Source organism: Streptomyces sp. NPDC059002 (assembly GCF_042740435.1).
GTDB lineage: Bacteria > Actinomycetota > Actinomycetes > Streptomycetales > Streptomycetaceae > Streptomyces.
The window spans coordinates 19,033-30,234 of record NZ_JBHYJI010000002.1; the positions used below are offsets into that span (position 1 = coordinate 19,033).

Sequence of the window (11,202 nt, forward strand, 5' to 3'; positions counted from 1 at the left end):
GCCGACGGACCCGGCTTGCATAATCATGCGCTTCGATACATACTCTTCCCATGTCCAAGGTTCTCACCTCCCTGCCCACCGGCGAGCGCGTCGGCATCGCTTTCTCCGGCGGCCTCGACACCTCCGTCGCGGTCGCGTGGATGCGCGACAAGGGTGCCGTCCCGTGCACCTACACCGCCGACATCGGCCAGTACGACGAGCCCGACATCGCGTCGGTGCCCGGTCGCGCCAAGTCCTACGGCGCCGAGGTCGCGCGCCTGGTCGACTGCCGAGCGGCACTGGTCGAGGAGGGCCTTGCCGCGCTGGCCTGCGGCGCGTTCCACATCCGCTCCGGCGGCCGCGCCTACTTCAACACCACTCCCCTGGGCCGGGCCGTCACCGGCACCCTCCTCGTCCGGGCGATGCTCGAGGACGACGTCCAGATCTGGGGCGACGGCTCGACGTTCAAGGGCAACGACATCGAGCGGTTCTACCGCTACGGCCTGCTCGCCAACCCCCAGCTGCGGATCTACAAGCCGTGGCTCGACGCCGACTTCGTGACCGAGCTCGGCGGCCGCAAGGAGATGTCGGAGTGGCTGGTCGCCCACGACCTGCCCTACCGCGACAGCACCGAGAAGGCGTACTCCACCGACGCCAACATCTGGGGCGCCACCCACGAGGCGAAGACCCTCGAACACCTCGACACCGGCGTGGAGACCGTGAGCCCGATCATGGGCGTGCGGTTCTGGGACCCCTCAGTGGAGATCGCCGCCGAGGACGTCACCATCGGCTTCGAGCAGGGCCGCCCGGTGACGATCAACGGCACGAAGTTCGCCACCGCCGTCGACCTGGTGATGGAGGCGAACGCGATCGGCGGACGGCACGGCCTCGGCATGTCGGACCAGATCGAGAACCGGATCATCGAGGCGAAGAGCCGCGGCATCTACGAGGCGCCCGGCATGGCCCTGCTGCACGCCGCGTACGAGCGGCTCGTCAACGCGATCCACAACGAGGACACCCTCGCCCAGTACCACAACGAGGGTCGGCGCCTCGGGCGGCTGATGTACGAGGGCCGCTGGCTGGACCCGCAGGCGCTGATGGTCCGCGAGTCGCTGCAGCGGTGGGTCGGTTCGGCGGTCACCGGCGAGGTGACGCTGCGGCTGCGGCGCGGCGAGGACTACTCGATCCTCGACACCACGGGCCCGGCGTTCAGCTACCACCCGGACAAGCTGTCTATGGAGCGGACCGAGGACTCGGCGTTCGGCCCGGTCGACCGGATCGGCCAGCTCACCATGCGCAACCTCGACATCGCCGACTCACGCGCCCGGCTCGAGCAGTACGCGGGCCTCGGCATCGTGGGCACCACCCACCCCGAACTGATCGGCGCCGCCCAGGCCGCGGCGACCGGCCTGATCGGCACCATGCCGGAGGGCGGCGCCGAGGCCATCGCGTCCCGCGGCGAGGTCTCCGGCGACGACGAGCTCCTGGACCGCGCCGCGATGGAGTCCGGCACCGACTGAGCGGCGCATGCGCCACCGTCCCCACGGTGATGGCCCCGTGCCCGACATGCCGGGCACGGGGTCTTCCCGTTTCCGGGCGTGGCCCATCCGTGCCGTGCGGCTCAGCACCCCGCGGGACAACGGACTACGTCTGCGGATACTTCGTGGCCGGTCGCGCAGCTCCCCGCACCCCTTCGGGGCACCGCTCAGGTCGGGTCGATCTCGGCCTCGATCTGGGCGAGTTGGGCGGCGAGGATCTCCTCGAACGCGGCGCGGCGGTCCACGCCGAGGGGGCGGACGTCGCGGGCGAAGTGGGCCAGGGCGGGGAAGCGTTCGGGGTCGGCGCCCAGGACCGCGACACGGAACAGCTCCATGCCCTGCTCGTACTCCTCGGGGGTGATGGTGCTGACCCCGGCCTCGGAGGCGATCAGCGCGGCGATGAGGACCACGAGCCGGTGGTAGCGCACGGGGATCTTCTCGTCGGGCAGCCCCGCCGCGCGCAGCGCCTGCAGCACCTCTTCCATGACGAGACGGGAACCGGCACCACTCGACGCGTACCGCCCCCAGACCGCCGCGAGTTGGGGCTGCTGCCCGAAGGCGTCACGCGCACACAAGGCCAGGGCCGTGATGCGCTGCTTCCAGTCGCCCTCGGGGCGGTGGCCCTCCATGGCGGCGAGCAGGACCCGGTCGGCGACCGCCCGCAGCAGTTCGGTCTTGCTGCGGAAGTGCCGGTAGAGGCTGGAGGAATCGGTCCCGAGGGCCACGGCCAGCTTGCGCACGCTGAACGAATCCGCGTCGCTCGTGCGCAGCAACTCCGCCGCCGCGTCCAGGATCTCGTCGGTCGTCCAGCGCCTTCGGCCTGCCATTTCGCCCCTCTCACCGGGTCTTTCCCGATCTCACCCTAACCCAGGCACCCGACGGTGCGCCCAGCAATGCACCCGACTATGCACTTGGTGATGCACGCACCGCGTGCATAATGAGGGCAAGAGCATGCCTCGGGGGGAGACGAGAGGACGCATGACGTGACGAACCCACTGACCTCACTGGATTCCGCGGCGCTGGACGAGGCCGTCGAGAACGTCCATCGCGCCGGTGTACCGGGCCTGTTCGCCGAGGTGCGGGACGGCGACCAGGTCTGGAGCGGCGCCGCGGGGGTCGCCGATGTCGACACCGGCCGCCCCGTCACCGCCGACCTGCGGCACCGCGTCGGCAGCATCACCAAGACCTTCACCGCCGCCGCCGTCCTGCAGCAGGCCGAGAGCGGCCGGATCGGTCTCGACGCACCGATCGGCCGGTACCTGCCGAAGCTGGTTCCCGGGGAGCGCGGCGACGCGATCACGGTCCGGATGCTGATCAACCACACCAGCGGACTCCCCGAGTACCTGCCCTACGCCTATCCGTCGCTCAAGGGGTTCCCCTCCCCCGCGGACACCCGGCCCGAGAGCCTGGACGAGCACCGGTTCACGCGGTTCGACCCCATCGAGCTGATCGAGATGGGGGTCACCGCACCTCCCGTCGGCACCCCGGGCGGCACTCCAGGGCTGTACTCCAACACCAACTACCTGCTCCTCGCCCAACTCCTGGAAGAGGTCACCGACATGACGGCGGAGCAGTGCATCACCCGGAACGTCATCGAGCGCGCCGGGCTCCGGGACACCGGATTCCCCACGGAGCCGCACATCGACGGGCCGCACTCGCGGCTCTACGAGGCATGGTTCGGCACGATCGACCCGCCGCGCGACTTCAGCGTCTACGACATGTCGTTCGTGGGCCCTTCGGCCTCGCTGGTCTCGACCGTCGCGGACCTCAACCGCTTCTACCGGATGCTGCTGGCCGGGAAGATCGTCAACCCGTCGTCGCTGGCGCAGATGCGGCGCACCGTCCCGATCATCTCCCAGGAGGAGAAGCTGATCGGCTACGCCCTCGGCCTGTACCCGATGGAGGCTCCCGGCCAGGACACCTTCTGGGGCCACGGCGGCACGGTCTGGGGCGGCGGAGCGCTTGCCATGATCCGCGCCGACGGCCGGCGGCAGCTGGCGGTCGCGGTGAACCTGCAGAGGTGGCACAGGCTCGACGCCTCGGGCACGCCGCAGCCCCACCCCATCGACGAGGCGCTCGCGGCGCTGTACCGGGTGGCGATGTACGGCTGAGCGGACCCCCACGGGCTGCTGCGACGTGGGCCAAGTCGGTTGCCGCTCTTCCCCGTTGAGCGCACGGCGTCCCCGACTTTCGCAGAATCTACACTGCTGTAGAATTCAAGCCACTGGGGCCGCCCCGACGCGCCGCAGCCCGATCGGCAGGCCGGGAGCCTGCCGCGATCAGGCATGCACGTACGGCGACTTCACGCCTCGCGGCACGGAAAGACTTTCCCAAGTTTGCCCGCGAGAGATCACTTATGAAGGAAACGTGCATAAGGTGCATATGCTGGCGTACTTACACAAGATCCATCAGGTGCGCACGGCGGCACCAACTCACCACAGCTCAACGGGGGCAGCACATTGGAAAGTCACGTCGTCATAACCGGCCGGTGTCAGCTGACCGTGGAGACCCTCGCCGAGTCACTGCGGCATGTGGCCGGGCTGAGTGTGGCCCCCGTGGTGGGCGACCGTCATGACTTCATCGCCGCGGTCACGGACCGGGCCCCCGCGCTCGCCCTGGTGGACACCGAACGCCTCGACGAGGACGCCGTCGCGCTGGCCGCCGAGGTGAGACGGGTGCGCCCAACCTGCGGGGTGGCGTTGACCGTTGACATGCCGACCCGGGTGTTCGTCGACCGTGCGCTCAAGGCGGGCGTGCTCAGCATCGTGCCGAAGTCGGCGGGACTGCGCACGCTCGTCGAGTCGGTGCGCGCGGCCGCCGCGGGCCACGTGATCATGGACCCGCGGCTGCTCGCGGGCGGTCCCGGCGGCCCGTTGACCGAACGCGAGGCGGATGTGCTGCGGCTGACCGCGTCGGGGGCCTCGGTGAAGGAGATGTCGCAGAACCTGTTCCTCTCCGCGGGGACCATCCGCAATCTGGCCTCGGCCGCGATCAAGAAGCTGGAGGCCCGCAACAGGTACGACGCCGTGCGGATCGCCAGGGAGCAGTCCTGGATCTGAGCCACGGTTCCCGGTCCGGGGCGGACGACGACGCCCCGGACCGAGGGACGTGCCTCACTGCTCGCGGCAGAACTCGTCGATGGGATAGCCGACATGCCGGTCGGCGAGGGGCATGTGGCCCAACACCTTGTCCCCCGGGGCGAGTTCGGTGCTGTTGAGGACCGCACCTCCCGGTCCGAGCACCCGCACATGCCAGTCGTCCTGGAGGATGAGGTTCACCGTGCGGCCGTCGGGCGCCACCGCGTCCACGGAGATCAGCGGGCGGGTCTCGATCTTCACCCGGCCCACGCTCACCACCCGCGTCCTGCCCTGGGTGTCGACGGCGAGGACCTTGCTGCCCGCGGTGAGTTCGCTCAGGTAATGCGTACGGCCCTGGTCGGCGATCGTGTACGAGTGGATGGCCCCCGCGTTGACCCGGAAGGGCCTCGTCGGCATGTACGGCAGCGGATGCGTCTCACTGACGCAGAGGATCATGCCCTTGGAGTGGGACCCCACCAGGATCCCCTCGTCCTTGCCGAGATAGCTGCACGTGTCCACGCAGGCCCGCTCGCCCATGCCGATGTGGGAGGTGGCGGTGACCTCGAGTTCCACCAGGGCGATGGCACCCGCCGTCGACCCGGCCGCACGCCGCAGCGCGGTGGCGTCGCCGACGGCCCTGGCGGGCATCAGCACCCCGTCCGAGCCCAACTCCAGGACGCCGTACACGATCTGGGCCTCCTCGACATCGGCGGCCATCGTCACGATGGTGCCCTTGGCGCCCGCGGCGGCGGCGAGCACGATCTCGAGCGGGATCTTCGTGGGGTCCCGGAAGTCGAGCAGGCTCCACTCCTCGGTCCGCGCCGCCTCGCAGGCGACGTCGAGCGAGTCGGCGTCGACGATCTCGACGTACCGGCCGAACTCGACGCCCGGGTACGCCTTGACCAGCTCGGCCCGCCCGGTGGGGTCGGCGCCGGTCAGGACCAGGTCCGACGCGTCGAAGCCCTCCGTGCCGCCCCCGGGGCGGTGCACGAGCACCTTGCGCACGGTCGGCGGCAGATCGGCGAGGAGGGCCGGGTCGTCGGTGACGATGCCGTCGATGCGCTGGTGCACCGCCTCCTCCAGGATGGCGGGCGTCGCGGTGCCCGCGGTGCGGATGTCAAGCCAGCACAGTTTGCTGTCCGTCATGGTGGAGCTGTCCCCTGATCGTGTGGTCGAGTTCCGCGGCGGGATGCCGGTGAACGAGGCGGGCCACCTGCGCGGCGAGCCGCCGCGGGTCGGCGGACCTGAAGATGTTGCGGCCCATCGCGACCCCGCCCGCGCCGCCGTCGAGCGCCGCGCCGGCGAAGTCGACGACCGCCGCCTCGTCCGCGCGCGCCGGTCCCCCGGCTACCAGGACGGGCACGGGACAGGACGCGGCGAGGTCGAGCATGTCGGGGACGGTCCCCGGGAAGTACGTCTTGACCAGGTCGGCGCCGAGGTCGACGGCGACCGTCACCGCGTGGGCGATCAGGGCCGGGTCGTACGGGTCGGCGATGCGGGGGCCGCGCGGATACATCATGGCCAGCAGCGGCAGGTTCCACCGGTCGCACGCGTCCGCGACCTTGCCGAGGTCGGCGATCTGCCGACGCTCGTCGTCCGAGCCGAGGTTGACGTGCACGCTGACCGCGTCGGCGCCGATGCGCAGGGCGTCCTCGACCCCGGTGACGAGGTACTTGGCGTCGGGGTCGGGCGCCTGTGCCGTACTGGCGTTGAGGTGGACGATCAGCGACATGTCGGCGAAGCGGTCCGGGCGGATGTGCCGCACGCTGCCCTTGTGGACCACGACGGCGTCCACGCCGCCGGCCGCGAGCTGCCCGGCCAGCGCGTCGATGGAGGTGCCCCGGGCGATGACGGGCCCGTCGCTGATCGAGTGGTCGAGCGGCGTGACCATCAGGCCCGCCGTGCCGTGGTGGTAGAGCCGGCGCAGCCGCAGCGACCGCGCGAAGTGTCCTGCCGAGGTCATGATGCGCCCTTTCGGTTTCGCAGGATGGCGAGGTCGGGCTTTCCCGACTCGTTGAGCGGAAGCGCCGGCCAGAGGTGGAGGGCGGCGGGCACGTGCGCGTCGGAGAGCGCCGCGGCGACGTAGGACTTCAGGTCGTTCAGTACGTCCGGGTCGTTGCGTGCGTCCAGGTCGTTGCGTACGTCCGGGTCGGCCTGGTCGTCGACCGGTCCGGGCCGGGTACGCAACTGCACGGCCGCGTGGACGTGTTCGGCGTATCCGCTGTCGCGCACGCCGTACACGGCCGCGTCGGCGACCAGCGGGTGGGACTGCAGGACGCGCTGGATCGTGGCGGGATACAGCTTCAGGCCGTGGCTCTTGACGATGCTCCCGATCCGGTCCACGAGATGGAGGTAGCCGTACCGGTCCCAGTGGCCGAGGTCCCCGGTGCGCAGCATGCCGTCGCCGCGCAGCACGCTCCGGGTGAGCGCGGCGTCGTCGACGTAGCCGTCCATGACCGTGGGCGAGCGCACACAGATCTCGCCGACCTCGCCGCGCGGCACCTCGGCGCCGGTGTCCGGGTCGCGGATCTCGATCCCCACCCAGGGGAAGGGCCTGCCCACGGAGCCGAGCAGTTCGGGCTCCTGATGGTCCAGGGGCGTCATCGCGCAGATCCCGCCCGCCTCGGTGCTGCCGTACAGCTGGGTGAGCGTGCCGCCGAACAGGTCGGCGGCCTGCTGGATCCGGGCCGGGGCGGCCGCCGTCCCGCTGTAGAGGACCTGGCGCAGCTGAGGGAAGTGGCGCCGTTCGATGCCCGGTTCGTCGAGGAGCTGATAGAGGTGCGGGACCGCCAAGTACACGTCGGTGACGTCCTGTTGGGTCAGCGCGTGCAGCACGGCGGTCAGGTCGAAGTCCTGGTGGAGCACCAGTGTGCCGCCGTGGGCGAGCACGGAGTCGACCATGGTGGCGGTGGCGTGGCTGATCGGGGTGACGGCGAGGAGGGTCAGGGGGCGGTCGGGCCGTGCGGCCCCCGCCGACAGGTCGATCTGTGCGCCGCGCGCCCGGAACGAGCGCCGGACGAGCTTGGGTTCGCCGCCCGTGCCGCTGGTGAGGTCAATGACGGCGGGGCGGTCGGGGGCGTAGGGCGCGGCCGTGGGGATGTGCGCCGCCTGGGGCGTCTCGCCGGGTGACGGGACGTCGACCAGCGTCAACCCGTCGACGTCGCCCCGGAGTTGCTCCGCGCGCGCGGCGTCGGCCGCGTCCACCGCGAGGAACCGGGCGCCGGTCCGCCTGAGCACGTCCGCCTGCGCGGCCCGCGACAGACTCTCCCTGTCGGAGCGGGCGTTCATGGAGCGGATGTGGGTGACGGCCGCGCCGAGCAGATGCGCGGCGTAGCGCGCGGCGAGCAGGGCAGGGCTGTTGGGCTCCGTCATGATCGCGACGGTGTCGTCGGGCGTCGCACCCGCGCGGCGCAGCGCCCCGGCCGTTCCCGCCACGGAGGCCAGGAAGTCATGGGCGGTGATCGCGGTGTCCGGCGTACGGATCACGACGCGTTCCGGTTCACGCAGGAGCGCGTCGACGATGCGCTGCGCGTAGTGGTCATGCGGAGGGTTCGCGGAGGGCATGACCGTCCAATCGACATGCGTGTGCCTGTGGTTCGACCCGTATCCGCCTGTTGCGGAAATACGGGAACACACGCATGCTGCGCCGTACGCCGCGAAGGGGACAACCCCTGTCGGGCATGGCCGTGACATTCATCATCGAGTGCGCAACAAGCGTCATTCGGCGCCGCCCGGTGACTGCCGTCACCGGTCACCTGATGAATGTCATACACCTGTCGTCACGGGGTGACAGAGACGCCTCGGCAATGCCTACCGTTGCTGCGATCCGACGGCACTGCGCGAAAAGCGGCACACGAAATCGGTGTGCGAAAGCAGTGCGCGAAAAGGGAGCAGTATGCGGCAAGGAAACACTCGCTCTTCCCCGGACGTTCGGCTCGCCTTCCGCGACGACGTCCGCCTCGAAGTCGACGGCGCGTCGGTCACGTTGGCGAGCCCCGTGAGCACCTTCACCCTGCGCGGCGTGCGCCAAGGGGTGCGCGACGCCCTGCGGCGCCTGGCCACCGGGCCTGTGCCGCTCGCCGAGGTGACGCGGGCCCTGGCCCCGGGCGAGCGGCCCCAGTTCGACGCGGTCCTCGGCCGGATCGGACACCTCCTGGCGCGCGGCGTCGTCATCGGCGGACGTGAGGTCTTGCGCGTGGAGGACACCGCGCGCGACGCCGCGTACGAGGTCGCGGAGCTGTCCGGGCTTCCGGCCGACAGCCTGCTGCGGCTCTCCCGCTTCGCTTTCTGCCGCTCCCGCGCGGACACGCTGGTCCTCGAGTCCCCGCTGTGCAAGGTGCGCATGCTCCTGGTCACGGCCGAGGCCCGGGAACTGGTGACCACCCTCGGTTCGCCGTCCGCGCTCGGGCAGTTGAGGGCCGAGCGGCTCTCGGCCGACGCGGTCGCCGAGCTCGCCGGGCTCCTCGGGCATCTGGTCGGCGCGGGGTTCGTGGAGGTGGGCGCGCCCGGTGCGGGCTTCGGCGAGGACGCCGATCCGACGCTGCGGCAGTGGGACTTCCACGACCTCCTGTTCCACTCGCGGATCCGCACGGGCCGCGACGACGCCCCGGTGGGCGGCGTCTTCCCCCATCTGGGAGAGCTCGACCCGCAGCCCGCGGTGAAGCCCGTGCCGGAGGGCCCCGTGGTCCCCCTGCACCGGCCGTCCCTGGAGGACATCGCCGCCCGCGACCCGGTCCTGACGGCGGCGATCGAGGGGCGCAGGTCCCTGCGGGAGTACGGCGAGAGCCCGCCGACCGCGGAGCAGCTCGGCGAGTTCCTCTACCGGACGGGCCGGGTGCGGGTGCACTTCGAGCCCGCGCCCGGTGAGCAGCCGGGCGGCGAGATCGTCGGCCGGCCCTATCCCAACGGCGGTTCGGCGTACGAGCTTGAGCTGTACCTCACGATCCGCCGGTGCGAGGGGGTGGCTCCCGGCATCTACTACTACGACCCCGTGGGCCACCGGCTGATCCTCGTCAACACGGACCCCGGGGACCGGCAGGCGATGCTCACCGTCGCCGCCCTCTCGGCGGGCCTTGCCACGGACCCGGACGTGCTCATCACCATGACGTCGCGGTTCCAGCGCATGTCGTGGAAGTACAGCGGCATCGCGTACGCCACGACGCTGCGGCACACCGGTGTGCTCTACCAGACGATGTACCTGGTCGCGGCGGCGATGCGGCTCGCCCCGTGCGGGCTGGGGATCGGGAACGCCGATCTCGCTGCGCGGGTGCTCGGCCTCGACTATCTGCGGGAGTCGTCCGTCGGCGACTTCATCATCGGCAGCCGTCCGGGCGGGGATCCCGGCATCTGGGATGCGGCGCAGGGCTGGAATTACGTCAACGACGCGGAATGGGCCGCCTGGGCGGGTTCCCGGCTGAACGGGAACTAATTCTTCCGAATTCCCTTCAGGCATGACAAATGTCAAGCAATGGCATTTACCCCTGGCCATGCGCGGGAGAATTCGGAATCATGAGCGGTGCGGTCGACCGGCCGCACCGTATACATCGAGAAAAGGAAATGAAATGAGCATCGACACGATGAACATGGGCGACGTCGAGCAGATCTTCGAGGGCTTCGACATCGACGAGCTCGAGGTTCTCGAGGTCTCGCAGGGCGTCGCCCTGCCCGAGATGGGCGCGTCCGGCGGCAACTCCGGCACCTCGTCCTCCTCCTCGACCTGCTCGTCCTGCACCTGCTGACCAGGTCACCGCACTGACCGGCAGCGCGCCGGGACGACTGCGCCCGCCCGTCCGCACCTGGGCGGGCGCAGTCGTGACGACACCGCGGGTGCCGTCCTGACAGAACTGCTGGCCAGGGGTCGGGGACAGCCCCCTGGTCAGCGGCTGCGGGCCACCCGCAGCGCCGTCGCCCACAGCACGAGGGCCGCCCCGATGCCCACCAGGGCGCGCACGGTGCCCGGGGCGGAGCCGACGGCGAAGGCAAGGATCCCGGCGGCCGCGACGGCCACCAGGAGCAGTCCCGCCCAGCGGTACGGCGGCTGTCCGAACACCCCGGCGAGCGGCAGGAAATGCAGGCCCACGATCAGACAGACGGCGGGCGGCACGAGAATCCACTCGCCGAGGCGGCCGAGAATCATGACGGCCGCGACGATCGCCACCGTCTGGGCGATATTGATGAGACCGAAGCGCCGGTAATTGCCCGCGCCTTCATCGCCCCGGCCGCCCGCCGATTCCGGTCCTGCATGCGGTTCCGGGTCCGCCGCCTGCTCTTCCGCCTGCTCTTCGTACGCAACGGGCCGCGCCCCGGCCTGACGTACGGAACGACGGGAAAGCACGACGACGGCGGCGGTGACACCCGCGGCGAGTACCGCGGCGCCCGTCACCAGGGCGGGGCCGCCTTGAATCCCAGAAATTCCGACCGCGGCCCACAGCGTCGCGAATACGGTAAGAATGAGTACGCCGATCATGAGCCCGCCTCGGCGCGGCCGCGGGTTTCCAGCTTCTTGCATCATTTCGCGAGCCTACCGGAGCGTGGACCCGCGCAGCCATCCCCACCGATGTCACGCCGTCCGTGACACATGTCAGGAATACCGCCCGCCGACATTGTCA

Annotated in this window: 10 protein-coding genes; 5 read left to right on the forward strand and 5 right to left on the reverse strand. The window is 70.6% G+C overall.

Features of this window, described 5'->3' with window-relative positions; all coding sequences use genetic code 11:
• The first annotated feature begins 50 nt into the window (after window positions 1-50).
• Window positions 51-1,499 (forward strand): argininosuccinate synthase, encoded by a 1,449-nt coding sequence (argG, locus tag ACFWZ2_RS02090; RefSeq protein ID WP_384540429.1) that lies wholly within the window; start codon window positions 51-53, stop codon window positions 1,497-1,499.
• A 185-nt stretch (window positions 1,500-1,684) separates the two neighbouring features.
• Here argG and ACFWZ2_RS02095 read toward each other — a convergent pair whose 3' ends face one another.
• On the reverse strand, window positions 1,685-2,344 hold the full coding sequence (locus ACFWZ2_RS02095; protein ID WP_384540432.1) for a TetR/AcrR family transcriptional regulator: 660 nt from the start codon (window positions 2,342-2,344) through the stop codon (window positions 1,685-1,687).
• 156 nt (window positions 2,345-2,500) lie between these two features.
• On the opposite strand from ACFWZ2_RS02095, the gene ACFWZ2_RS02100 reads away from it, so the two are divergent.
• Window positions 2,501-3,628 (forward strand): serine hydrolase domain-containing protein, encoded by a 1,128-nt coding sequence (locus ACFWZ2_RS02100; protein ID WP_384540435.1) that lies wholly within the window; start codon window positions 2,501-2,503, stop codon window positions 3,626-3,628.
• 390 nt (window positions 3,629-4,018) lie between these two features.
• The gene (locus tag ACFWZ2_RS02105; protein WP_384540437.1) at window positions 4,019-4,576 is read left to right on the forward strand and encodes a DNA-binding response regulator; all 558 of its coding nucleotides are present in this window, start codon (window positions 4,019-4,021) and stop codon (window positions 4,574-4,576) included.
• 54 nt (window positions 4,577-4,630) lie between these two features.
• Here ACFWZ2_RS02105 and ACFWZ2_RS02110 read toward each other — a convergent pair whose 3' ends face one another.
• The 3 genes from ACFWZ2_RS02110 to ACFWZ2_RS02120 are packed head-to-tail and all read right to left on the reverse strand — an operon-like array spanning window position 4,631 to window position 8,158.
• Window positions 4,631-5,740 (reverse strand): 3-dehydroquinate synthase II family protein, encoded by a 1,110-nt coding sequence (locus ACFWZ2_RS02110; RefSeq protein ID WP_384540440.1) that lies wholly within the window; start codon window positions 5,738-5,740, stop codon window positions 4,631-4,633.
• Window positions 5,712-6,557, reverse strand: coding sequence for a 2-amino-3,7-dideoxy-D-threo-hept-6-ulosonate synthase (locus tag ACFWZ2_RS02115; RefSeq protein ID WP_384540442.1), 846 nt, complete (start codon window positions 6,555-6,557; stop codon window positions 5,712-5,714). Before ACFWZ2_RS02115 ends, ACFWZ2_RS02110 begins: the two co-directional genes overlap by 29 nt.
• Window positions 6,554-8,158: a class I adenylate-forming enzyme family protein gene (locus tag ACFWZ2_RS02120; protein ID WP_384540444.1), complete on the reverse strand. Its 1,605-nt coding sequence runs from the start codon at window positions 8,156-8,158 to the stop codon at window positions 6,554-6,556. The genes ACFWZ2_RS02115 and ACFWZ2_RS02120 overlap by 4 nt, the downstream gene beginning before the upstream one ends.
• Before the next feature lie 433 nt (window positions 8,159-8,591).
• On the opposite strand from ACFWZ2_RS02120, the gene ACFWZ2_RS02125 reads away from it, so the two are divergent.
• Both ACFWZ2_RS02125 and ACFWZ2_RS02130 read left to right on the forward strand, forming a co-directional pair.
• Window positions 8,592-10,022 carry a SagB family peptide dehydrogenase gene (locus ACFWZ2_RS02125; protein WP_384540447.1) on the forward strand — a complete coding sequence of 477 codons (1,431 nt, stop codon included), beginning with the start codon at window positions 8,592-8,594 and terminating at the stop codon, window positions 10,020-10,022.
• 133 nt (window positions 10,023-10,155) lie between these two features.
• Entirely contained in the window at window positions 10,156-10,332 is a 177-nt protein-coding gene (locus ACFWZ2_RS02130; protein WP_384540450.1) for a thiazolylpeptide-type bacteriocin, read from the forward strand.
• Window positions 10,333-10,469: 137 nt separating this feature from the next.
• Here ACFWZ2_RS02130 and ACFWZ2_RS02135 read toward each other — a convergent pair whose 3' ends face one another.
• Complete coding sequence (locus ACFWZ2_RS02135; RefSeq protein WP_384540453.1) at window positions 10,470-11,060, reverse strand: hypothetical protein; 591 nt, start codon at window positions 11,058-11,060, stop codon at window positions 10,470-10,472.
• Window positions 11,061-11,202: the final 142 nt, after the last annotated feature.